The organism is Roseinatronobacter sp. S2 (assembly GCF_029581395.1).
GTDB lineage: Bacteria > Pseudomonadota > Alphaproteobacteria > Rhodobacterales > Rhodobacteraceae > Roseinatronobacter.
On record NZ_CP121113.1, the window covers coordinates 2391064 to 2413576 of the forward strand.

The following is a 22513-nucleotide window of genomic DNA, read 5'->3' on the forward strand; positions in this document are numbered from 1 at the left end:
TCTGGGGTGTAAGTGCTTGTTCTGACTGACGGCTTGCCAAGATTACACAGTGATTCGGAAACCAATTGTTTCCATTTTCGATTATTGTGAAAATCAGGACTTCGTTTACAAAAAGTTTTTATAAATTGTTTGTGAGGTGAAACATGTCTTTTCTGCTCAAGAAGCTGCTCGCTGTCAAAGCTGCCAAAGCCGCAGTATTGAAACCGGTGATCAAGCCCGCACCCGTCGAAAAAGTTTGCAACATCAGCGCGGCGCGCGAAAAGCTGATCCAGAAGAAAATTGACGCCTTGGAAGCAAAGGCTGCGAAACTGGACGCAAAAGCCGAAAGCGTACGCGACCACTATCAGGACAAGGCTGATGGGATTCGCGACTTGTATGAGAAGAAAGCGGATTTCTATTCGTGCAAAGGCGGGCGTCTGGGCGAAAAATTCGCCGCCAAGTTCAGCGCATTGGGCGACAAGAAAGCCAGTCTGCTGGAATCTATTGGCGAAAAGAAGGCATTTGCGCTGGAATGTGCATCTGACAAGCTGAAGGCAAAGGCCGACCTGCTGCGCGAAAAGCTGGCCAAAGACGAAGATCCCAGCGATGATGATCTGGATGACGACGATGATGACGACATCATTGATGATGATGACGATAACGGTGATGAAACCGGAACAGAACTACCAGAAGACACCGCTTCGGTTAAATTTTTCCTGGATGTCGAAGAAGATAACGGCCTGAACTACATGTATTACCTGACCATTCAGGCCGGTGAGGGCGATGAAGAGTTCACGCTGGAAGATGCCTATGAACAGGCATTGGCATATCTGGACGAAAGAAATCTGGAACTGAAAGACCTGACGCAGGTCGATATCCAGAACGCTGACGGCGAAAAAATCGCTGAGTATCAATTTGTTGATGGTCAATTCGTCAAGGTCGGCGAAGCAATGGACGGGCTTTGGGTCGAAACATCCGAAGACGATCTTGCCGCAAACCTGGATGATGAAGACGAAGACGAGGATGAGTCGGCAAACGGGTAAACCACGCCCCTGTCGAAACAGCCTACCTTCAGATGAAATCAAAAATGCGCCCGACCGGGGCGCATTTTTTCTGTCAGAAACTGGTCAGAAGCCTGTCAGTGATCAGGCGTATTCCATGACTGCGCGGCTACGTTGGTTCTGGCTGCAAATCAGGATTGCGTCCAGCAGACGTGTCTGAGAGATCGGTTTCATCAAGGTGCCATCGCAAACGGATTTGCGCTCGCTGCCGAAATCATCGCCGCTGACTTCATCAGAGATCAGGATAATCTTCATGTCCGGCAGGGCCTTGCGGATGGTCAGGCAGAAGTTAATTGCCTTGTGGACACCGCCCAAATGCTCGACATCGACAATCACGAAATCCAGTGAAATACCACTGGTGGTCAACCATTCCAACGCACGTTCGGAATAGGACACTGCCATGATGTTGACGCGCAGCAGATCATACACCCAGTTTTGCATGTCCTGCGCTTCATCGCTGAACCCCATGAACGCGGCCGCCACGCCATCGAAGCGCGGGAGCGAGGGTATACTCATATCTTTTCCATAGTCATACATGAGTGCCATCCTTCAGTGGGTTACAGGCGTCGCAGACTGCCTGAATGGATATTTCCATGATCCGTTTATAACATGTGAACAAACACATATACAACCTAAAAGTGTGTTACATGTTCTCAATTAACGGCGAGAACATACACCTAGGGTTGTATTTTACATGGAAGCCATAGTAGGCAGATTCCATGAACCCTACTCGATACCCTTTGAATTCAACGCGAACGCGTCGACAAAAGCAAGAAAATAATGTGTGATATTTCTCATCAGGCTAAAAACGCGGCACAACCCAACCCGTTAGAGTTGTGGGTGATACGGGCGTTGCTTACCTACCAATCTGAATCAGGTGGCGAATTGAATCTAAAAGAGATTCTCGCTCTGATTGAGAAAGAGATGACAGAAATCCGTTGACCACTGGCGCGTCCATCGCGGCGCCTCGCCCGTCCTGATCCAGATCGCGAAGTCCAAGCAACACTTCCTGCGCAACGTCCAAAGCGCGTGCAAATTTGAACACCGTTGATATCCGTGGGCTGCCGGTGCGACGTTCCTCGATGTCCTTGACCGCGCGATTGTTCAATCCGGCCTCGCGCGAAAGCGATGCGGCAGAAAACCCGCGCAGTTTCATGTAATGTAATAGATTCTTACGAAAAATCTCTGATTCGCTTTCCGGATCGGACATCAAATACCCATTTTTTCAAATGCATTTATCTGACTACATATATATCAATATTCAAACTTAGAATGTATCAAAACTTCAGCTTGCCGCAACAAATGTCACGGCCTGTGCAAAATTACACCGCCCTACAATAGCATCAGGGCGCCCCCGATCAAGAGACGCCCTGAATATCTGGCTAAAATTTCTTACTGGTCCAGGAAACTGCGTAACTTGCGCGATCTGCTGGGGTGCTTCAGTTTGCGCAGCGCCTTCGCTTCGATCTGCCGGATGCGTTCGCGCGTCACACTGAATTGCTGCCCCACTTCTTCCAGTGTGTGGTCGGTATTCATGCCGATCCCGAACCGCATCCGCAAAACGCGTTCTTCACGCGGGGTCAGCGATGACAGCACGCGCGTTGTCGTTTCGCGCAAATTGTCCTGAATGGCCGAATCCAGCGGCAGAAGCGCGTTCTTGTCCTCGATGAAATCACCAAGCTGGCTGTCTTCCTCATCACCGATCGGGGTTTCAAGACTGATGGGTTCTTTGGCGATTTTCATCACCTTGCGCACCTTATCCAGCGGCATTTGCAGCTTTTCTGCCAATTCCTCGGATGTGGGTTCGCGGCCGATTTCATGCAGCATCTGCCGGCCGGTGCGCACCAGCTTGTTGATGGTTTCGATCATATGCACCGGAATACGGATCGTGCGCGCCTGATCGGCGATGGATCGGGTAATCGCCTGCCTGATCCACCATGTCGCATAGGTGCTGAACTTGTAGCCCCGGCGGTATTCGAACTTGTCCACCGCCTTCATCAGGCCAATATTGCCTTCCTGAATAAGGTCAAGGAATTGCAGGCCGCGATTGGTGTATTTCTTGGCAATCGAGATCACCAGACGCAAGTTCGCCTCGACCATTTCCTTCTTGGCCTGACGGGCTTCTTTTTCGCCTTTCTGGACCTGACCGACAATGCGGCGGTATTCCTGAATATCCACACCGACATATTGGCCAACCTGCGCCATATCGTTGCGCAGCTCGTCAACCTTGTCGCGCGAACGCTCCATCAGGGCCTGCCAGCCACGGCCACCTTTTTCGATCATGCGGTCGCACCATGTCGGGTCCAGTTCGGCACCACGATATTCGTCGATAAACTCACGACGGTTGATGCGGGCCTGATCCGCAAGTTTGACCATGGCACTATCAATCGACATGATGCGCCGGTTGATGCCATAAAGCTGGTCAATAAGCGCTTCGATCCGGTTATTGTGCAGATGAAGCGAATTCACCAGTTCCACGATTTCAGACCGAAGCGTCTGGTATTTCTGTTCCTGAACCTCGGAAAAGCGCCCCTCCTCCAGAAGGGTGGCGTTCATCCGTTGATCCTGCATTTCCGACAGCATTTCAAAATCACGCGCAATCCGGTCCAGCGTTTCCAGAACACGCGGCTTCAGCGCGCTTTCCATTGCGGCCAGTGACACATTCGACTGTTCGTCGTCATCCTCGTCATCGTCATTGGATGAAATCGGGTTCCCGTCGGCATCCAGTTCGGGTTCGGTGCTGCGTTCGCGTTTGGGGGACGCCGCTGCGGCGGCCTCTCCTATGCCTTCGCTGACAGGCATTCCTTCTTCTTCGTCAAGCGCATTGCCGAAGGTGGTTTCCAGATCGATCACGTCGCGCAGCAGAACGTCTTCGTTCAGCAATTCGTCGCGCCAGATGGTGATCGCCTGAAATGTCAGCGGGCTTTCGCACAAGCCCAGAATCATGGTGTTGCGGCCAGCCTCGATGCGCTTGGCGATGGCAATTTCGCCTTCGCGCGACAGCAACTCGACAGACCCCATCTCGCGCAGATACATGCGCACCGGATCATCGGTGCGGTCCAGCGTTTCACTGCCGGTTCCCGATGCCACGGCAACTTCCCGCGATCCGGCGGTTTCCACCAGCTCGCCGCCCTTGGCGTCGGGTTCATCACTTTCTTCGTCGTCTTCGACAACATTGATGCCCATTTCCGACAGCATCGACATAACGTCTTCGATCTGTTCAGAGGCGACCTGTTCGGGCGGCAGTGACTTGTTCAACTGCTCATAGGTGATGTAGCCACGTTCCTTGGCCTGAGCGATCATTCGTTTGATCGAGGCCTGGCTGACAATCTGCCCGCCTTCACTATCCTGATCGTCGGGTCTGGTGTCGTCGGTATCTTTGGCGGCCATGAAAGCTCCCGAAAAACTAAGGCGAGGCATGCGAATTGGCGAATCGATTCGGCGAATCACCCGGCTGCCTACGCGGACTGCTCTTGATGTAGGGAAAAGAAACGTGTTTTTCCAGTTCCCGAACGCATTTTGACGGGCTAATGCGTGCGTATCGGCAACGATTCGATCACTTTTTCTGCTTTATCCAGACTTGTGATTCGATTAGCCGGCTCAACTCGCCCGAAAGTGCCGCGCGATCTTCGCCCAGATCGGCAGAGTCCGACAGGTTCGAACGCTCTGATCTGTCGCGCAACTCCGCCGCCTGCTTCAGCCGCCATGTCAGCCCTTCATCGGGCAGATGGGCCAGATCCTCGACCGCGTCACGCAATTCTGCATCGGCGCCACGACGCGCCAGAAGCTTGGCAAATTCTTCGCGCAGGCACAGGCGCGCAAGGTCAATGTCGTCATTGCGCACAGGCGGGGCAATGCGCACATGACCCAGTTCCATCAGCGCCGACACCTGCTCAGCGTCCGGCGGCGCGCCGCCGGACAGCAATGCGACCCGCAGCGCGCTGTTGCGCTTGTCGCGCATCTCTGCGCGTTCCAGATCGGATTCGAATTCACGCACCAGACCGGGGTGCCGCAGCAGAATCGCCAGAATAATCTCTTCGCGCATTTTTTCGGCGACTGCGGTGCCATCCCCGCCCGCCAGCAATGTGTTGCGCGTGGCGGCCAGTGACGGTGCGGGGGGGGGCTGCCATTTGCCCCCTGCCCGCCATGCCCCGCGTTTGGGCGCGGTCGCGGCGCGAAAGAATGCAGCCCGCAGTGATTTCAGTTCCTCGGCATAATGCGCCCGCAGGCCCTGATCGGCGATCTTGGCAAGGGCTGCGCGCAGGCGTTTGTCCAGTGCGGCGCGGCGTTCGGGGCTGTCGAAAACCTGCCCTTCGGTTTCGCGCTGCCACAGCAGGCGCACCAGCGGCACGGCCCCGTCAACCAGCTTGCGCATGGTTCCAGCACCGCCACTGCGCAGCACATCATCGGGGTCCATCTTCTCGGGCAACAGGCAAAACCGCAACGATTGCTCGGCGCTTAGCAGTGGCAGTGCCAGATCCATCAGCCGGTAGCCCGCGCGCAGGCCAGCGGTATCGCCATCAAGGGCGATCACGGGTTCCGGCGCAATGCGCCAGATCATGCGCAACTGGTCTTCGGTAATCGCGGTGCCCAGCGGGGCCACCGCTGCCGCGAACCCTGCCTCGACCAAGGCTATGACATCCATATACCCTTCGGCAACGATCAGCGGGTGGTCCTTGCCCGACGCCGCACGCGCAGGCCCCGCGTTGTAAAGCGACCGCCCCTTGTCAAACAGCACCGTTTCCGGCGAATTCAGGTATTTCGCGCGCGCATCGGGGTCCATGGACCGCCCGCCAAAGGCAATGCAGCGCCCGCGCGTATCGCGGATGGGGAAAATAATGCGCCCGCGAAACCGGTCATAGGGCGCGCCGCCATCATCGGGACGCGCCGCAAGGCCCGCATCAATTATCTTGTCGGGGGCCACGCCCGCAGCCGTCAAATGCGCCCACAGGCCGTGCCTTGAATCGGGGGCAAAGCCAATTTCGAATCGGTCCAGCGCTTGTGCGGACAGGGCGCGACCGGCCAGATAGTCGCGCGCGGTTGCGGCGGCATTCGTGTTCAGTTGCAGCCGGAAATAGCGCACCGCCTGTTCTGTAACCTCTGCCAGTTCGGACAGTCTGTCGGCTTTTTGGGCCGCTTTGGGGTCGCGCGCGGGCATTGTCATGCCAGCCTCTCGGGCCAGCACCTCGACCGCTTCCATAAACCCCATGTTTTCCGTCTCGCACAGGAATTTCAGCGTGTCCCCTTTGGCATGACACCCAAAGCAGTAATAAAACCCCTTGCGGTCATCCACATGAAAAGATGCAGATTTTTCCTGATGAAACGGGCATGGCGCCCAGTAATCGCCCTTTGCCTGATTGGATTTGCGCATATCCCATGTCACCTTGCGCCCGACCACCGAAGAGATCGAGACACGATTGCGCAATTCATCAAGGAAACCGGGGGGCAGACTCATGCGGGCAATAATGACAGATCACGCAGCTTTGTTGAAGCGGTGATACGTCTTTGCGCTAATTGTTGAAACAAAGGCACACAGGCAGACGTAAAAGGGTTATATTCACAGGAGGATGACCATGTTCAACAGACGCGGATTTATGTTTGCAAGCGTAGCAATGATTTCAGGGGGTGCAGCAGGCGCCCAAAACAACAGCTTCCCCTTTTCCCTGTCACCAGAGGAATGGCGCGGCCGCCTGACACCTGCGCAATATGCGGTGTTGCGCGATCACGCCACCGAAGAAGCCTATAGCAACCGGTTGCTTGGCGAACGCTCGCCCTTGTTGGAGGAAGACCGCGCAGGCACCTATAATTGTGCGGGCTGCGGGCAAGGGCTGTACCGGTCTGAAACCAAATATGACAGCCGCACCGGCTGGCCCAGTTTCTGGGATGTGATTGACGGCGCGACCGGCACACAGGAAGACCGGACCTTGTTTTTCATGGTCCGCACCGAAGAGCATTGCAGCAACTGCGGCGGGCATCTGGGCCATATCTTTGATGATGGTCCCGCGCCCACTGGCAAACGGCATTGCATCAACGGGCTTGCCATGACATTTACCCCCGACGATACCGGAGTGGTTGAAGGATTGCCTGTAAGTGCATAATATATTTAAGAAAATAATGGGCGCCCTTAACCCTGACTCCGGGGCGCCCAAACCTGCGATACCCGATGGACGCCATGCCCTTGCCGCACTTCTGGTGCGTGCGGCCCGCGCAAGCGAGGTGTATGACGACCGCCAGATCGCGCAGATCGATGCAATTCTTGCACGCCGTTTCGACCTGCCCGTGCCAGATGCAGACAAATTACGCCTGAGCGCCGCAGACTATGAACAACGCGCCGGTGACACTGTTCACCTGACCCGCGCCATCAAGGAGATCGTGCCGCTGGATGAACGCCCAAGCCTGCTGGAAGATCTGTGGTGCGTTATTCTGGCCGATGGTGGCAGGCATGAAAATGAAGACGGGTTAATGCGGCTTGTGTCCAACCTGCTTGGGTTGGCCGACCGCGAGTCTGCATTTGCGCGCCAAAAGGTGATGGCGCGCAATGCTGGCATTCACACCGCTTAGAGCATATCACGTTCATTCGCATTCACGAGACATGCTCTAACTTATTGATCTCGCATGTTCGAGAAGCTCAAAACCGGTTCCCACTTTTGAGCAACATGCTCTAAAGCCCCTTGGCGCGGTAGCTGGCCGCAACCCGTTCAATCGCCACGATAAAGGCTGCGGTGCGCAAATCCTTCACATCGGGGCGTTCGCGCCAGACCTTGGAAATCGACTGATACGCGGTGCGCATTGTGTCATCCAGCCCCGAACGCACCAGTTGCAGTTCATCTGCGCCCTGCAAATAGCGGCGCTTGAAATCAGGCGCCAGTTCCCACCCCAGTTGCTTGTCCGACGACAGGCGTTCCAGTTCCTGAACCAGCAGCAGCGCATGCGCTTCTTCATTGCGGCGTTGCATCCGGCCAAAGCGGATATGGCTAAGGTTCTTGACCCATTCGAAATAGGACACTGTCACACCACCGGCATTGGCATAAAGGTCCGGTATGATGACAATTTCCTTTTCGCGCAGGATTTCATCGGCCCCTGCGGTAATCGGGCCATTTGCTGCCTCGATGATCAGCGGGGCCTGAATGCGATCTGCATTGTTGATATTGATCACCCCTTCCAGCGCGGCGGGTATCAGAATGTCACATTCCGCTTCCAGCACAGATGCGCCATCGGCAATATACTCGCCCCCGTCAAACCCCTTGACGCCGCCGGTCTGGACAATCCAGTCGCGCAGGGCATCAGGGTCCAGCCCCGACGGGTTCACAATGGCCCCGTCACGTTCGATAACCCCCGTGATCACTGAATCATCTTCTTCGCGCAGGAACTTCGCGGCGTGGTACCCCACATTGCCCAGTCCCTGCACGATGATCCGCTTGCCTGACAAACTGCCTTTCAGGCCCGTCACCTTCACATCCTCGGGGTGGCGGAAAAACTCGCGCAGCGCGTATTGCACCCCGCGGCCCGTCGCCTCGACCCGGCCCTTGATGCCGCCTGCATTCAACGGCTTGCCGGTCACGCAGGCGCGCGCGTTGATGTCGGTGGTGTTCATGCGGGCATACTGGTCGGCAATCCATGCCATTTCACGCTCGCCCGTGCCCATATCGGGCGCGGGCACGTTTTGCGCGGGGTGAATCAGATCGCGCTTGGCCAGTTCATAGGCAAAGCGACGGGTAATCTGTTCCAGTTCGTGTTCTTCATATTTGCGCGGGTCGATGCACAACCCGCCCTTCGCCCCGCCAAAGGGTGTTTCGACCAGCGCACATTTATACGTCATCAGCGCGGCCAGTGCTTCCACCTCGTTCTGATCGACTTCGGGCGCATAGCGGATACCGCCCTTTACAGGTTCCATATGCTCGGAATGCACAGCGCGATACCCGACAAAGGTTTCCATCTTGCCGCGCAGCCGCACCCCGAAACGCACGGTATAGGTAGAGTTGCAAATCTGGATTTTCTCAGCCAGTCCGGGCGGCAGGTCCAGATGCGCTACCGCACGACGGAACATCAAATCCACATTCTCGCGAAAGCCCGGTTCCTTGACATCCAGCATGGTCATCTCTCCTTGATCTGCGCAGAATGACTGCGCCGGTTCGTGGTTTGCCAAGGATAACAGGTTAAAATGTTTAAGGAATACGAAACGCCGGAAAAATGCGGAAAAAACAGGCATTCTGGAAATGCAATTCCGCAGTCAGACACCCACAGATTTGCGCACCATGTCCCAGTATATGTCTTCGACACGCGCCAGGCTTAGCCTGCCCCCTTCGCGATACCATGTGTTCACCCCCGTCAGCATTGCGATCACCGCGAAGGTGGCCAGCTTGGTATCGGGCAATTCAAACACACCAGCCTCGCGCCCGCGTTCCAGCACATCATGAAGGCGCGCTTCATAGCTGCGCCGCATTGCCTCGATCCGGGAAAAATTGTCACCCTCAAGGTTGCGCAATTCCATATAGGCAATAAAAACCGCATCGCTTCGTGCGTTGTGAAACCGGATATGGAAACGCGTGAACTGCTCCAGCGCGGCCAGCGGGTCGGCGCATTCGGACAGGGCCGCATGCGAGGCCAGCAGTTCCGCCAGATGGTCATGCATCATATCATACAGCAGGCTTTGCTTGTCGGGCGTATACAGATACAGCGCGCCCGCCTGCACGCCCACTTCGGCTGCGATCTGGCGCATCGACACCGCTGCATACCCGTGGCGCGCAAACAGACGCTGCGCCGCAGAACGAATGCGCGGTCCGGTCACTTCGGCAGAGGAGTTCTTTTTGCGGGCCATCGCCTGCTTTTTGGCCCCAAATCCCGCCAAAGTGCAAGCGCAACAATTCCCCCACCCGACGAAGCCCCTGTCTGGCCCCGCAGCAAGCCCTTGCACCCACGCCAGAACTGGCGCATTCTACGATGGGGAATTTACTGGGCAAATTATGGTTATTTCGTTGCTTCAGCGCAAATGCGGAAACGGTATTATGCTGGCCATCACAACGGCGCTGCTTGCCTGCACTGCGGGGCCGGATATGCCCCCGCGCAACGCTGCCACGAATGCCGCTGCCCCCTCGCTTTTGCCCATATCGCATGTTTTGCGCCAGACTGTTGACGGGCCGAATACGGCGCTTCTGACCGACACATCCGCAGATGCGCGCGCTGATGCGCTGCGTGCGCGCGCGGCACGCCTGCGCGGGCCGGTCATTTCCGGAACAGACAGCGACAGCATGCGCGCATCCGGTGCCGCGCTGCGGTGATATGATTGGGCCATTGCCCGCCACGCACGGTCCCTATGCGGTTGAAATAGGTGATGCTGGCCTGAAGATGACGTTTGCGCTTGGAGATAGCCCGCGCCATCGGTGGGCCGGGGTCTGCCGATCGACGTTATAGGAATGCAGTTTATGCAGGCTTCATACTCCCAAAATCACAAGCTTGGACTGCCATCAGCCAAATCGGCAGGCCGCGGGACGGCCAGACCTATGGCGTGGGCCACCTTCGGCCTTTGCTCCGCGCCTTGGGGCATCCCCTTCAGGCGACAAATAACCAGCCTTAGGATTCCCCTTGATGTGTCGCCCTTACAGCCCGCGCATACAGAAAAAGGGGACGCGAACGCCCCCTTCATCAATTTCCAGTATCAGATGCGCCCGCGCTTATTGCGGGGACAGACCGCGCATCCGCTCGCCCCGGCGGCGCAGCAATTCCACCACCGTCAGCAGGGCAATCGACACCATGACCAGAATGGTCGCCACTGCCAGAATTGTCGGGCTGATATCTTCGCGAATGCCGGACCACATTTCGCGCGGGATGGTGCGTTGCTCAACACCGGCCACAAACAGCACCACGACGATTTCATCAAACGAGGTGATGAACGCAAACAACGCGCCTGAAATCACACCGGGCAGGATAAGCGGCATCGTAATCTTGAAAAACGTCCGTGTGGGTGACGCCCCAAGATTTGCCGCAGCGCGTGTCAGCGAATGGTCAAAGCCCACCAATGTGGCAGTCACGGTGATCACCACAAAAGGCGTGCCAAGGGCCGCATGCGCCAGCACAACCCCCAGATAGGTTTGCGCGAGATTTATGCTGGAGAAGAAAAAGAACATTCCCGCAGCCGAAATGATCAGCGGCACAATCATCGGCGAAATCAGAATGCCCATGATCAGCCCTTTTGCGGGCATTTCAGACCGCGACAGCCCAAGGGCCGCCAACGTGCCCAGAAAGGTCGACACCAGCATCGCCGCGATCCCGATCCCGAAGGAGTTGCGAATTGACCGCTTCCAGCTGTCAGACGCCAAGAAGTCCTGATACCAGCGCAGACTGTATCCATCGGGGTTCAATGTCAGCATTTCGCGCGTGAACGTGAAATAGGGCAGCGCATTGAAACTTAGCGGGATCATGATCAGGATCGGCGCCAGCAGAAAGAAGAAAATGGCAAAGCAGATCACCCGAAAGGCATAATGCCAGATCTTATCCTTGGCGGTGTAATAGGCGGGAAGTGCCATCTCTATGCCCCTTTACCCAAATTTCAGGCTGTCAGCGCCGACAAGCCGGTTATACAGCCAATACAGCACCAGAACGCCCACCAGCAGCATTGTTCCAAGCGCGGCCGCCAGGCCCCAGTTCAGGGATTGCTGGATATGGCGTGCAATTTCATTGGAAATCATCCGCCCTGACTGGCCGCCCACAAGCGCGGGCGTGATGTAATACCCGATAGAGATGATGAACACCAACACCCCCCCGGCCCCGATACCGGGCAATGTTTGCGGGAAATACACGCGGCGGAAGGCCGTCCATGGCGTGGCCCCAAGGCTTTTGGCGGCACGGGTGTAACTGACAGGTATGGTGCGCATCACGGAATATAGCGGCAACACCATAAACGGCAGCAAAATATGCGTCATCGCTATGATTGTGCCGGTCTGGTTATAGATCATACTTATTCGGTTACCGTCCGATATTAACCCTATATTGACCAGTAATTCGTTTATGACGCCTTGTTGTTGCAACAGCACAATCCACGCCGATGTTCGCACCAGAAGCGATGTCCAGAAGGGCAACAGCACCGCGATCATCAGCAAATTGGCGTAGCGCATCGGCATATTCGCAAGGAAATAGGCAATCGGGAAACCAAGCGCGAACGTCATGAAGGTAATGGCAAGGCTCAGCGCGAGCGTTCGCCCGAACAGCGAGACGTAGATCTGCCGGTTCTCTGGCCGTTTGACGATATTTCCTGCCTCGTCATATTCGCGGTCGGTTGCCGCAATATAATAGGACAGCGTCAGCGGGCGCCCTTCGCGCTTGATGATGCGCCACAATTCCGGCTGCCCCCACAAACGATGCGCGTCCATGAACGCGTCGGAATAAGGGGCATCAAAATTCTGCACTGCACGCGATGTGCGCGAAATCGCACTGCGCGCGGCACTAAGTTCGTAGTTCAGTCGAATTCCAAGCGGACCGATCGTCTGCTCGCGGCGCGGGCGATCAAGGTCCTCTATCATATCGGCATGAAGGGCTGCGAAAACAGCCTCATTCGGCACGCCCTGGCCGTCCCAGGTATCGAGCGCCTGAAGCGTGCGGGGCAATGCATTTACGATCTGCGGGTTGTCGACGGACCGCCACATCATCTGCGCAATGGGAAAGGCAAAGAAGATCAGGATAAACGCAAGCAGCGGTCCCACCAGTGCCAACGCGGTCAGCTTGCGGCGGCGGTTCGCGCGCTCCAGCGCCTTGCGCAATGGCGTGCCATCTGCGGTGAACAGTTTTTCACGTTTGGGGGGCGCAGCTTGGGTCGCATCGGCCTGAGACATAGGTAAATTCCTTGCAGCATAGGCAGGACGCCGGTCAGACAATCAGAGTATCGGGCGCGCGATTGCGCGCGCCCGAAATCGTCAGGGACGCAGGATTATTGCAGCATCCAGTTTGCAAACCGCTCGCGCAGCTCGTCGCCGTAATCGACCCAGAAGTCGTTATCCAGAATGATTGGGGCGAAATAGTTTTCAGGGGCAGTTGGCATGTGTTGATTCATGTCAATTCCCAGATCGGCGTGATCACCAACAAGAGCGGCTGATGATGCGCGTGCTGGACCATATGGAATGTATTTGGCCTGGTCAGCTAACCGCTGGGTATCCGTCGCAAAATACAGGTAGTCCATCACGACATCAAGGTTCGGGCCATCTGCGGGCACAACCCAACCATCCCATTCGACAATTTGACCATCATAGACGATCCTGGCATCCATGCCTTCTACTTCGATCGCCTCAAACATACGACCGTTATAGCCGGTGGCAAAGGCCACTTCGCCATCTGCCAGAAGCTGTGGTGCCTGCGCACCTTCTGTCCAGAAGATGATGTGGTCCTTGATCGTATCCAGTTTCGCAAAGGCACGGTCCACACCTTCAGGGGTGCTGAGCACATCATAGATATCATCGGGGTCTACCCCATCGGCGTAAAGCGCCCATTCCAGATTTGTGCCTGGCCGGTCTTGCAGCGCGCGCCGACCGGGGAAGTTCTCCACATCGAACAGATCCATAATCGTTTCTGGCTGCGCGTCGTCAGGAAAAGCACCCGGGCGGACAGTCAAAATGGTCGAATACACAATTTGCGGAATGAAACATTCCCCAAGGCTGCCGGGCAGGAAATCCTCGCTAGCAGGTGTCCCATCGGGGGCTGCGGCCAGCATTTCATCATGATCGATCTGCATGATGATGCCTTCGTCACAGGCAAGCTGTGCATCCGATGGCAGCATGTCGACCAGATCCCACGTCACGTTCCCTGCCTGGGACTGGGCGCGCAGACCGGCCAGCGCATTGGCCGACCCGTCGTCATTGTTGATGGTTACATGCGGGTTCGCTTCCATGAACGGCTCATGATAGGCGCGTTGCTGGCTGGTGGTGTAGGCACCGCCCCATGATACGATGGTCAGCGAAACCGGGTCTTGCGCGGCTGCGCTGAGTGCCAGAACACTGACAGCGGCACTTAGACCAAACAGTTTTGTAGTCGATGACATAGATAACCTCCTAGGTTAGTTAATCGCGCCAGAGTTGATCTGGCGCTTTGCAAGCTGTCCCGTCCCCGGTCCATGCAATTCTTGGCCGCGCGCCCCGCCCTAGGCGTGGTCGAGCGCGCGACAATCTGTCGGCATCCAGCCGATTTCTATCATGTCACCCGGCTTGTGGCGCACCTGATCCGGCGCGTTGCGGGTTTTCATGATGAAATTCTCATTTCCGGCCACTTTCAGGCGCGTGCGGAACACATCGCCCATATAGATGAACTCCATCACCTCGGCCTTGATTGTGTGGGCATCGTCATCCAGCCTGCTTTTGTTGGCCTCGACCCGTTCGGGACGAATGGAAACAGTTGTGCGTTCCCCAACTTTTTGCACATTGACTGGCTTGGCATCGATCACTTCGCCACCGTCAAGTTCAACAATACAGGTTTCGCCCTTAATCTCTTTGACAACGCCGTCCAACGTATTGTTTTCACCGATGAACTGCGCAACGAAGCTGTTGCACGGAGCTTCATAAAGCACATCAGGCGGGTCAAGCTGCTGGATACGCCCGTCATCAAACACGGCGACATTGTCGGACATTGTCAACGCTTCGGTCTGGTCATGCGTGACATAGACTGTCGTAATGCCCAGATCATGCGCCAGGCGGGTGATTTCAAACTGCATATGTTCGCGCAACTGTTTGTCCAGCGCGCCCAGCGGTTCGTCCATCAACACCAGTTCGGGTTCAAACACCAGTGCGCGGGCAAGTGCAATACGCTGTTGCTGGCCGCCAGAAAGCTGGGCTGGCCTGCGGTTGGCAAATGCCCCCATCTGCACCATGTCCAGCGCGCGCATAATTTTCTTTTCCCGGTCAGATTTGCCAAGCCCCCGCACTTCAAGCGGAAAGGACAGGTTTTCCCCGACGGTCATGTGCGGAAACAAGGCGTAGTTCTGAAACACCATCCCGATGCCGCGTTTATGCGGGGGCACCGAATTGATCGGCCGCCCGTCCAGCAGGATTTCGCCATGTGTTGCAGTTTCGAACCCTGCCAGCATCATAAGGCAGGTTGTTTTGCCCGACCCGGACGGGCCGAGCATGGTTAAAAACTCTCCCCTGGCGACCGAAAGGTTCAGGTCTTTGACCACCAGTGTTTCGCCATCATAGCTTTTCTGGACGCCATCAAATACGACAAATCCGTCGCGCTTTTCAGGTGCGCTCACGCTGATCTCCCCGTGTGTCGGCGGTATTCCGCTCTTTTCATGACACCAGTAAAACCAACGGCACCCCACATTGCAACCAGTAACTAAGAATATACCGGAATATCATTTAATTCAGTAGTATTTCCGGTAAAGTTGCTCAAAAACAGTCACAAAGGCTGCAAAAAGCATAGCTGTTCGACAATTCAACTGCGGGCCTGGCGCGCGCATATACGGTTCATGGACCGGTGCCGGTCTGGAAAAACACCAAAAGTTTGGAAAAATGGTGCGGTCGAGAAGACTCGAACTTCCACGGGAGTTACCCCACAGCGACCTCAACGCTGCGCGTCTACCAATTCCGCCACGACCGCACATGACTTGGTTGCGGCGTCATACTCGGTCACTTGGCGCTTGTGAAGGGGAAAAACGCGCGGATTTCGCGAAAGCAACATCATCGTCACGCCCGCCCGCAGGTTAAGGGCGCGCAAGTGACTGCGCGCCCTTAACATGTTGGCAATTCACGACGTGCAAGATCACTGCTGCGGGATGGCAAAGACCGGCAACGTCGCGGGTGCGGCGGGTGCCGCTTGTTGCGGGGTCTGGCCGAATACCGCGTCGCGCAACAGGCTGTCACGTTCGGGCTGCATGGGCGCAAAGACCGCGCGTTTTGCCGGATCAAACCCCAACTCGAACCACGCCAGCGCCAGATCATCACGCCTGGTCGCGCCAAACCCCTGAACCAGATGGTGGCCCATCAACTCGCCATAGGCGCGTTCTCCCAAAGTGGTCAGCAGCAACGCCGCACCAACGGCCACATCCATATTATCCTGACGATACCCCACGGCCAGACAAATGCGCGCTGTGTCAGTCAGCTGTTGCGGGCTCATGCCGGTTTGCAAAACGAATGCGCTGACAGATTGCATCACCTCGTCTTGGGGCTGGACCGACAGCGCCGAGACAAAAGGTTGCAGCGAAGGTGCAAATGCCATGCATTGCTCTGTAATCTGCGCTGCACTTACCCCCTGCACCTGCGCGATCAGTTCCTCGCCATCTGCCATGGCATAGGTGCGCGCAAGGCAGAACTGTTCATTCAGAACCTGTGACGCGTCGGTCATGGTGTCACGCGTGGCAAAGCCACCGTTGGCATTGGTCAGCAGGTTCACACGGTCACAATGCGACGCAAGCGACCGTTCAGCCGGAGCACCACCCCCAAAGAAATTGGGAATCGCGGGTGCAGCGGCGATTGTGGCACCAACATCAGAACCCGCATCAGGGTTGCGCGCGGCCGGCTGCGCCGATGGCACGGACAGCGCGACGTCAGTTGTGGGCGATGGCGCGGCGGGGACCGCCGGCTGGGCCGCGGCCACAGTCACCGGCTGTTGGGGCGCGCCCAACTCGCATGTGCCCCGCGTGCAGGTGAACATGGCAGGTGTCACATTGAATGCCTGAAAATCGTTGCGCACATAGCCTTCGGGCGTCGATACGAACACTTGCACCGTGCAGGCCTGCGCGCTGCACCAGAACGCACTGCCCGTTACCGATGTGTCCAGAATATAATCGGTGCGCCCGTCGCCATTCAGATCGGCAAGCTGGATGAACCCTGCCCGCTGGACAAGCTGCGCAGCACTTGGGTCGGACGAGGCCGCGATTTCATCCACCGCGCTGGCCACCGCTGCTGGCAGCCCGTAATTTCCTGCACTTTGCGCAGGGCTGCGGCCCGACATCTCGTCGCGCACCACCAGCACCAGACCACGCAGCCCTTGCGGATGGCTGGACACGGTTTGCGCGACCTGTGGCCCGCCGGAAATGGCGCGTTGATGGGCCGTCAGCAAAATGTTTCGCTCAAATTCTGACAACTGCCCGGTGCCTGCGAAGCCCAGAAACGCCTGATATTCCGAAATCCCTGCACGCGATCTTGGCCCGATGGCACCGTCGGGCGTGCCCACATTCCAGCCAAAATGGTTCAGCGCAGTCTGCACGGACCGGTTCTGTTCGCGTTGCACATTGCTGACGGCGGGGCGCGGTGCGGTGCGCTGACGAACCTGCGGCTGCGCCCGCTGCGCGCGGTTGCGCTGGTCATTGGCGATCGCGCCGCCAATGATGCCCCCGATAATTCCCCCGACAATTCCTTCTTGCGCTTGCGCCTGATCGACAGGGAACGCCGCAGCGCTGATAGACAGCGCAGCTATTAGACTATATCTGGCAAACATCAGAATACTCCTGCTGAAATAACATGTCCTCACATTAGCGTGAGTTTTCGCACAGGCCCATCATTTTTTTGCTCGAATGCAAGAGGACCGCATGACCACCGCCCCCGTCGAATGGCGCACCCTGCCCGGATTGTCGGATTACACCCAGACCCTGCGCGCCATGGAAGACCGCGTCGCGCGCATTGCCGCCGGTGACGCCACTGAGGCGATATGGCTGCTGGAACACCCGCCCCTGTATACCGCAGGCACCAGCGCACGCCCCGAGGACCTGACCGCCCCCGACAGGTTTCCGGTGTTCAATGCGGGGCGCGGCGGACAATATACCTACCATGGCCCCGGCCAGCGTGTCGCCTATGCGATGCTGGACCTGAACCGGCGCGGCCGCGACGTGCGGTGTTTTGTGCACCAGATGGAAGACTGGGTCATAGCCACGCTGGACCAGTTCGGCATTCGCGGCGAACGGCGCGCGGGCCGTGTGGGCGTCTGGGTCATGCGCCCCGACAAGGCCCCCAACCCCGACGGCACCGTGCGCGAAGACAAGGTTGCGGCCATCGGGATCAAACTGCGCCGCTGGGTCAGCTTTCACGGGCTGTCCATCAATGTTGAACCCGACCTTGGGCATTTCGACGGAATCATCCCCTGCGGAATCAGGGAACACGGTGTCACATCGCTGGTCGATCTTGGGCTGCCGGTCACGCTGGAAGATGTCGATCTGGCGCTGCAACGGGCATTTGGGCAGGTCTTTGGCGACACACCGCCAGACTGCGCTTGATTCGCCGCGTCAACATGTCACAGGCCCTTTGATCCAGATCAAAAAAACCCGCATTTGCGACATATTGACGTTGCCGAAACGCATGTCACATTCTAGAACCATGATATAGCGCCTGTGCGAAAACAGACATCTCTGAGCACGCAGGACGGACGACGCGCGGGCGGGAAAGCCACCCGTTTACGAAGGAAAGCAGTCGCGAACAACGCGACAGGAACCGGGAACTGGAGTAGCCAATGGCCGACGCAGCCACCCATGATCACGGGCACGAAGACACCCGCGGGTTCTTCACCCGCTGGTTCATGTCCACGAATCATAAAGATATCGGGATCTTGTATCTTTTTACCGCCGGTATAGTCGGCTTCATCGCAGTCGCATTCTCGATCTATATGCGACTGGAACTGATGGAACCCGGCGTTCAGTATATGTGCATGGAAGGTGCCAGCTTCACCGCACAGGATGAATGCACGCCCAACGGCCATATCTGGAACGTGCTGGTCACAGCGCACGGCATCCTGATGATGTTCTTCGTGCTGATCCCGGCGCTGTTCGGTGGTTTTGGCAACTACTTCATGCCGCTGCATATCGGTGCGCCCGACATGGCGTTCCCGCGCCTTAACAACCTGTCCTACTGGCTGTTCGTTGCGGGTTCGGCACTGGCCGTCGCATCAGTTCTGTCGCCGGGCGGAAATGGCCAGCTTGGGTCGGGCGTCGGCTGGGTTCTGTACCCGCCGCTTTCCACCAATGAAGCGGGCTATTCCATGGACCTTGCGATTTTCGCAGTCCATGTGTCGGGCGCATCCTCCATTCTGGGGGCCATCAATATTATCACCACATTCCTGAACATGCGCGCACCGGGCATGACCCTGTTCAAAGTGCCGCTGTTTGCCTGGTCGATCTTCATCACCGCATGGATGATCCTGCTGGCGCTGCCGGTTCTGGCAGGTGCGATCACGATGCTGCTGACAGACCGGAATTTCGGCACCACCTTCTTTGATCCCGCAGGTGGCGGCGATCCGATCCTGTATCAGCACATCCTGTGGTTCTTTGGTCACCCGGAAGTGTATATCATTATCATTCCCGGCTTCGGCATCATCAGCCATGTGATTGCGACCTTCTCGCGCAAGCCCATCTTTGGTTATATGCCCATGGTCTGGGCGATGATCGCGATTGCGGTTCTGGGCTTCATCGTCTGGGCACACCACATGTATACGGTGGGCATGTCGCTGACGCAGCAGACCTATTTCATGATGGCAACCATGGTGATCGCGGTGCCTACCGGCATCAAGATCTTCAGTTGGATCGCAACTATGTGGCGCGGGTCGGTGTCGTTTGAAACGCCCATGCTATGGGCGTTCGGGTTCCTGTTCCTGTTCACTGTGGGCGGGGTTACAGGTCTGGTTCTGTCACAGGCCCCCATCGACCGCATCTATCACGATACCTATTATGTGGTGGCGCATTTCCATTATGTGATGTCACTGGGGGCGGTGTTCGCATTGTTCGCAGGGATCTACTTCTGGATGGGCAAAATGTCGGGGCGGCAATACCCCGAATGGGCAGGCAAGCTGCATTTCTGGGCCATGTTCATCGGTGCCAACATCACCTTCTTCCCGCAGCACTTTCTGGGCCGTCAGGGTATGCCGCGCCGCTATATCGATTACCCTGAAGCCTATGCGCTGTGGAACTACATCAGCTCCATCGGGGCGTTCATCAGCTTTGCATCCTTCCTGTTCTTCATCGGCATCGTGTTCTACACGCTGAAATTCGGCCGCCGCGTGACGGAAAAGAACTACTGGAACGAGCATGCGGACACGCTGGAATGGACCCTGCCCTCGCCCCCGCCCGAGCACACGTTCGAGCAGCTTCCCAAGCGCGAGGACTGGGACAGAGCGCCCTCGCATTGACAGCACGAAGCAAGGCATAAGCAATGCCAGCATCATGGACGATAACACCAAAGGCCCCGGGCACTCCGCCCGGGGCCTTTGCGTTGGCCACCGCAGCAGGTGCTGAATACCAGCTTCACCTGCGGCCAAATATTTCCATGGGCAACCGTGGCTTTGTCCGTGTCATCGGGCTAAGCGCGTTTTTCCTTGCTTTGCCGTTGATCGGTGTTCTGGGCACACCGGTTCTGTGGGGGTTATTGCCGTTTCTGGGCGTGGCGCTTTGGGCCTTGTGGTATGCGCTGATGCGCAACCGCACCGATCGCGAGTCGTTGCAAGAAACCTTGCGCCTGACGCGCGACGAAATCGAACTGACCCATATCACGCCCCGCCAGCCCCCGCAGCACTGGCAGGCCAACCCGTTCTGGGTGCAAATTTCGCTGAGGGAAAAGGGCGGTCCGGTCGAGAATTACCTGACCCTGCGCGGTGGCGGGCGCGAAGTGGAACTTGGGCGGTTCCTAAGCCCCGAAGAACGCGCAACGCTGCATGATGACCTGTCGCGCGCCCTACGCCACTTGCGATAGGGCAATTCCGATCAATCGGGCCGGGCCGTTTGGGTAGTATTGGCCTTTTGCTGCCCTTCACACTTGAACAAAGCCCGCGCCAGCGGTGGGCCGGGGTCTGCCGGTCCGACGCCAGTGAAGTTCACTTTATGCAGGCGGCATACTCCTGACTTCTAAGGATTGAATCACCATCAGCGAAATCGGCAGGCCGCGGGACGGCCCACCGATGGCGCGGCGGCCTGCGGCCTTGATTCCGCGCCTTGGGAAGCTCCCCAATGGCCGCTTCAGGCCAGAAAATCCGAACGAAAGCACCATAGGTGCGGGACAAAACACTGTCGGACCTACCAAACAGCAAGCATCAAATCCTACCGACGCGCGGCGATAATCCCGTCGGCCACGGCGGTCGCGCGCATCCGGTCTTGCGCGCATTCGGGCCCCTGCCCCCATGGCCTGAACCGCAGGCGAAAAGCTTGCAGGCGCTTGTCGGGTGCAGCATCAGGGTAGCCGATCGCATCAAGACTGTCGCGCAACGGGCGGTCCTGCCCCAACCCTTCGGGCCAAAGCGCCAGTCCTTGCAGCGCCAGTCTGCGCCAGTCAAACCGCGCGCCGGGGTCTTCCTTGCGGTCCGGGGCCATATCCGAATGCGCAATCACATTCACAGGGGGAATGTCCCACCGTGCAAGTATTTGGCGCAACAGGGCTTCCAACGCAGTCATTTGCACATGTGAAAACGGCCTGTCGCCACGATTGGCCAATTCAACCCCGAGAGAGCGCGAATTGACATCAGGCATCCCACACCACTGACCGGCCCCTGCATGCCATGCGCGCTGGTCTTCAGCCACCAATTGAAACAACGCGCCCTGCGGCGAAATCAGGTAATGGGCCGACACTTCGAACGCGGGATCACACAGACGCTGCAACGCGGCCTGCGTGGTTTTCATGCCGGTATAATGCAGCACAACCAGTTCAGGTTGCAACCCACCGCGCCGGGGCCCGAAATTCGGCGAGGGGTGCCACTCTGACGCCATCTGAACCTATTGACGCGCGCGCACAGACGTTGCGGCCTGACGGAATGGCGTCGGGTCCCACCAGCACGCAAAACCATCCCCATCGGGGTCCATATGGTTGGGGTCGCGTTCCGGCCCGCCTGCCATCAGAAATGCATCCTGCGCCAGATCCTGCGTTGCGAATTGCGAACAGGCCGCTTCCCAGCGTTGCCAGCGCAGCGGGTGGCGGCGGGTATAGCGCTGCTCGCCGACATTGTGGCGTGTGGACAGGGCATAGACAAACAGGTTTGGCCCGTCGCCGGTGCCGATTTCATCCTGACTGACGCGCACCTGCGGAACATGATCGCGGGTCACAACGCGGTTTTGCTGCGGCGTGCCAAAGGGTTGCGGGGTAAATTGCTGGTCACTGACGCCCACGCTGCCGCTGGCAGGTGCCTGCGTTTGCGTTTGGGTTTGGGGCGCCGCGCTGGCGGTTTCAAACTGGCCCGTGGGCTGTTGCTGGCCTTGCGTTGCAGGCACAGGCTGACCACCGCGCAGCGCCGCGACCGCTTCGGCACCAATGGTGTCGCCCGTGCGCGTTTGCTGGGGGGTGGATTGTTGCTGCGATGCAAATTGCGGGCCAGCGCCCTGCCCTTGCGCGGCCTGTTGCCGCCGGATGCGTGACAGTTCTTCCTGCGCACGCATGTATTGCGCATAATCGCTGAAACCGACACCACGGCCAGTCGCGTCAACCACGTTGGAATAAGGTGGTGCCGTGTCACACGCAGCAAGCGTGATCAGCGCGGCCAGTGCCACAACGGGAGCAAGGGAAATTCGTGTCACGTTATTTGTGCCTCGGACA

General features: G+C 57.5%; 20 protein-coding genes and 1 tRNA gene. 7 read left to right on the top strand and 14 right to left on the bottom strand.

Going from position 1 to position 22513, the window contains the following annotated elements:
* Nucleotides 1–143: 143 nt before the first annotated feature.
* Complete coding sequence (locus tag P8S53_RS11430; protein ID WP_277804093.1) at nt 144–1022, top strand: hypothetical protein; 879 nt, start codon at nt 144–146, stop codon at nt 1020–1022.
* Between the two features lie 102 nt (nt 1023–1124).
* Here the strand turns inward: P8S53_RS11430 and P8S53_RS11435 are convergent, their stop codons facing one another.
* The 4 genes from P8S53_RS11435 to dnaG all read right to left on the bottom strand — a co-directional run bounded on the left by P8S53_RS11435 (nt 1125) and on the right by dnaG (nt 6495).
* Nucleotides 1125–1577 (bottom strand): hypothetical protein, encoded by a 453-nt coding sequence (locus tag P8S53_RS11435; protein ID WP_277804094.1) that lies wholly within the window; start codon nt 1575–1577, stop codon nt 1125–1127.
* A gap of 319 nt (nt 1578–1896) precedes the next feature.
* Nucleotides 1897–2250, bottom strand: coding sequence for a helix-turn-helix transcriptional regulator (locus P8S53_RS11440; RefSeq protein WP_277804095.1), 354 nt, complete (start codon nt 2248–2250; stop codon nt 1897–1899).
* 182 nt (nt 2251–2432) lie between these two features.
* Complete coding sequence (rpoD, locus tag P8S53_RS11445; RefSeq protein ID WP_277804096.1) at nt 2433–4430, bottom strand: RNA polymerase sigma factor RpoD; 1998 nt, start codon at nt 4428–4430, stop codon at nt 2433–2435.
* A 166-nt stretch (nt 4431–4596) separates the two neighbouring features.
* Nucleotides 4597–6495 carry a DNA primase gene (dnaG, locus tag P8S53_RS11450; RefSeq protein WP_277804097.1) on the bottom strand — a complete coding sequence of 633 codons (1899 nt, stop codon included), beginning with the start codon at nt 6493–6495 and terminating at the stop codon, nt 4597–4599.
* A 118-nt stretch (nt 6496–6613) separates the two neighbouring features.
* On the opposite strand from dnaG, the gene msrB reads away from it, so the two are divergent.
* Together msrB and P8S53_RS11460 are read left to right on the top strand one after the other, a co-directional pair.
* A complete protein-coding gene (gene msrB / locus P8S53_RS11455) occupies nt 6614–7138 on the top strand; it encodes a peptide-methionine (R)-S-oxide reductase MsrB (RefSeq protein WP_277804098.1) in 525 nt (174 codons plus the stop codon).
* A gap of 16 nt (nt 7139–7154) precedes the next feature.
* Nucleotides 7155–7601: a TerB family tellurite resistance protein gene (locus tag P8S53_RS11460; protein ID WP_277804099.1), complete on the top strand. Its 447-nt coding sequence runs from the start codon at nt 7155–7157 to the stop codon at nt 7599–7601.
* 100 nt (nt 7602–7701) lie between these two features.
* Here the strand turns inward: P8S53_RS11460 and P8S53_RS11465 are convergent, their stop codons facing one another.
* Nucleotides 7702–9132 (bottom strand): Glu/Leu/Phe/Val dehydrogenase, encoded by a 1431-nt coding sequence (locus tag P8S53_RS11465; RefSeq protein WP_277804100.1) that lies wholly within the window; start codon nt 9130–9132, stop codon nt 7702–7704.
* A gap of 138 nt (nt 9133–9270) precedes the next feature.
* Nucleotides 9271–9858, bottom strand: a complete 588-nt coding sequence (locus P8S53_RS11470; RefSeq protein ID WP_277804101.1) for a TetR/AcrR family transcriptional regulator — start codon at nt 9856–9858, stop codon at nt 9271–9273.
* A 187-nt stretch (nt 9859–10045) separates the two neighbouring features.
* Between P8S53_RS11470 and P8S53_RS11475 the strand changes: the two genes are divergently transcribed.
* A complete protein-coding gene (locus P8S53_RS11475; RefSeq protein WP_277804102.1) occupies nt 10046–10318 on the top strand; it encodes a hypothetical protein in 273 nt (90 codons plus the stop codon).
* Nucleotides 10319–10711: 393 nt separating this feature from the next.
* Here the strand turns inward: P8S53_RS11475 and P8S53_RS11480 are convergent, their stop codons facing one another.
* The 6 genes from P8S53_RS11480 to P8S53_RS11505 all read right to left on the bottom strand — a co-directional run bounded on the left by P8S53_RS11480 (nt 10712) and on the right by P8S53_RS11505 (nt 17453).
* Nucleotides 10712–11563 carry an ABC transporter permease gene (locus P8S53_RS11480; RefSeq protein WP_277804103.1) on the bottom strand — a complete coding sequence of 284 codons (852 nt, stop codon included), beginning with the start codon at nt 11561–11563 and terminating at the stop codon, nt 10712–10714.
* A 12-nt stretch (nt 11564–11575) separates the two neighbouring features.
* Nucleotides 11576–12865 carry an ABC transporter permease gene (locus P8S53_RS11485; protein WP_277804104.1) on the bottom strand — a complete coding sequence of 430 codons (1290 nt, stop codon included), beginning with the start codon at nt 12863–12865 and terminating at the stop codon, nt 11576–11578.
* A gap of 95 nt (nt 12866–12960) precedes the next feature.
* Nucleotides 12961–14064 carry an ABC transporter substrate-binding protein gene (locus tag P8S53_RS11490; protein ID WP_277804105.1) on the bottom strand — a complete coding sequence of 368 codons (1104 nt, stop codon included), beginning with the start codon at nt 14062–14064 and terminating at the stop codon, nt 12961–12963.
* 99 nt (nt 14065–14163) lie between these two features.
* Nucleotides 14164–15267, bottom strand: coding sequence for an ABC transporter ATP-binding protein (locus tag P8S53_RS11495; RefSeq protein WP_277804106.1), 1104 nt, complete (start codon nt 15265–15267; stop codon nt 14164–14166).
* Nucleotides 15268–15527: 260 nt separating this feature from the next.
* Nucleotides 15528–15614, bottom strand: a tRNA-Leu gene (locus P8S53_RS11500).
* A 162-nt stretch (nt 15615–15776) separates the two neighbouring features.
* Nucleotides 15777–17453 (bottom strand): peptidoglycan-binding domain-containing protein, encoded by a 1677-nt coding sequence (locus P8S53_RS11505; protein WP_277804107.1) that lies wholly within the window; start codon nt 17451–17453, stop codon nt 15777–15779.
* 91 nt (nt 17454–17544) lie between these two features.
* On the opposite strand from P8S53_RS11505, the gene lipB reads away from it, so the two are divergent.
* The 3 genes from lipB (at nt 17545) to P8S53_RS11520 (ending at nt 20686) form a co-directional block, all read left to right on the top strand.
* Nucleotides 17545–18225, top strand: coding sequence for a lipoyl(octanoyl) transferase LipB (gene lipB / locus P8S53_RS11510; protein ID WP_277804108.1), 681 nt, complete (start codon nt 17545–17547; stop codon nt 18223–18225).
* Nucleotides 18226–18458: 233 nt separating this feature from the next.
* Complete coding sequence (gene ctaD / locus P8S53_RS11515; protein WP_277804109.1) at nt 18459–20126, top strand: cytochrome c oxidase subunit I; 1668 nt, start codon at nt 18459–18461, stop codon at nt 20124–20126.
* Nucleotides 20127–20209: 83 nt separating this feature from the next.
* On the top strand, nt 20210–20686 hold the full coding sequence (locus P8S53_RS11520; RefSeq protein WP_277804110.1) for a DUF2244 domain-containing protein: 477 nt from the start codon (nt 20210–20212) through the stop codon (nt 20684–20686).
* A gap of 344 nt (nt 20687–21030) precedes the next feature.
* On the opposite strand, the gene P8S53_RS11525 is transcribed toward P8S53_RS11520, so the two are convergent.
* Both P8S53_RS11525 and P8S53_RS11530 read right to left on the bottom strand, forming a co-directional pair.
* Nucleotides 21031–21693, bottom strand: a complete 663-nt coding sequence (locus tag P8S53_RS11525; protein WP_306417800.1) for an N-acetylmuramoyl-L-alanine amidase — start codon at nt 21691–21693, stop codon at nt 21031–21033.
* Between the two features lie 6 nt (nt 21694–21699).
* Nucleotides 21700–22494, bottom strand: coding sequence for a hypothetical protein (locus P8S53_RS11530; RefSeq protein ID WP_277804112.1), 795 nt, complete (start codon nt 22492–22494; stop codon nt 21700–21702).
* Nucleotides 22495–22513 lie beyond the last annotated feature (19 nt).

Coding starts and splice junctions, on each gene's coding strand:
- P8S53_RS11470 (WP_277804101.1), bottom strand. CDS start 9,858: ATGGCCCGCAAAAAGAACTCCTCTGCCGAAGTGACCGGACCGCGCATT.
- P8S53_RS11440 (WP_277804095.1), bottom strand. CDS start 2,250: ATGTCCGATCCGGAAAGCGAATCAGAGATTTTTCGTAAGAATCTATTA.
- P8S53_RS11525 (WP_306417800.1), bottom strand. CDS start 21,693: ATGGCGTCAGAGTGGCACCCCTCGCCGAATTTCGGGCCCCGGCGCGGT.
- P8S53_RS11475 (WP_277804102.1), top strand. CDS start 10,046: ATGCTGGCCATCACAACGGCGCTGCTTGCCTGCACTGCGGGGCCGGAT.
- lipB (WP_277804108.1), top strand. CDS start 17,545: ATGACCACCGCCCCCGTCGAATGGCGCACCCTGCCCGGATTGTCGGAT.
- P8S53_RS11480 (WP_277804103.1), bottom strand. CDS start 11,563: ATGGCACTTCCCGCCTATTACACCGCCAAGGATAAGATCTGGCATTAT.
- P8S53_RS11435 (WP_277804094.1), bottom strand. CDS start 1,577: ATGTATGACTATGGAAAAGATATGAGTATACCCTCGCTCCCGCGCTTC.
- ctaD (WP_277804109.1), top strand. CDS start 18,459: ATGGCCGACGCAGCCACCCATGATCACGGGCACGAAGACACCCGCGGG.
- msrB (WP_277804098.1), top strand. CDS start 6,614: ATGTTCAACAGACGCGGATTTATGTTTGCAAGCGTAGCAATGATTTCA.
- rpoD (WP_277804096.1), bottom strand. CDS start 4,430: ATGGCCGCCAAAGATACCGACGACACCAGACCCGACGATCAGGATAGT.
- P8S53_RS11465 (WP_277804100.1), bottom strand. CDS start 9,132: ATGCTGGATGTCAAGGAACCGGGCTTTCGCGAGAATGTGGATTTGATG.
- P8S53_RS11490 (WP_277804105.1), bottom strand. CDS start 14,064: ATGTCATCGACTACAAAACTGTTTGGTCTAAGTGCCGCTGTCAGTGTT.
- P8S53_RS11460 (WP_277804099.1), top strand. CDS start 7,155: ATGGGCGCCCTTAACCCTGACTCCGGGGCGCCCAAACCTGCGATACCC.
- P8S53_RS11505 (WP_277804107.1), bottom strand. CDS start 17,453: ATGTTTGCCAGATATAGTCTAATAGCTGCGCTGTCTATCAGCGCTGCG.
- P8S53_RS11485 (WP_277804104.1), bottom strand. CDS start 12,865: ATGTCTCAGGCCGATGCGACCCAAGCTGCGCCCCCCAAACGTGAAAAA.
- P8S53_RS11430 (WP_277804093.1), top strand. CDS start 144: ATGTCTTTTCTGCTCAAGAAGCTGCTCGCTGTCAAAGCTGCCAAAGCC.
- dnaG (WP_277804097.1), bottom strand. CDS start 6,495: ATGAGTCTGCCCCCCGGTTTCCTTGATGAATTGCGCAATCGTGTCTCG.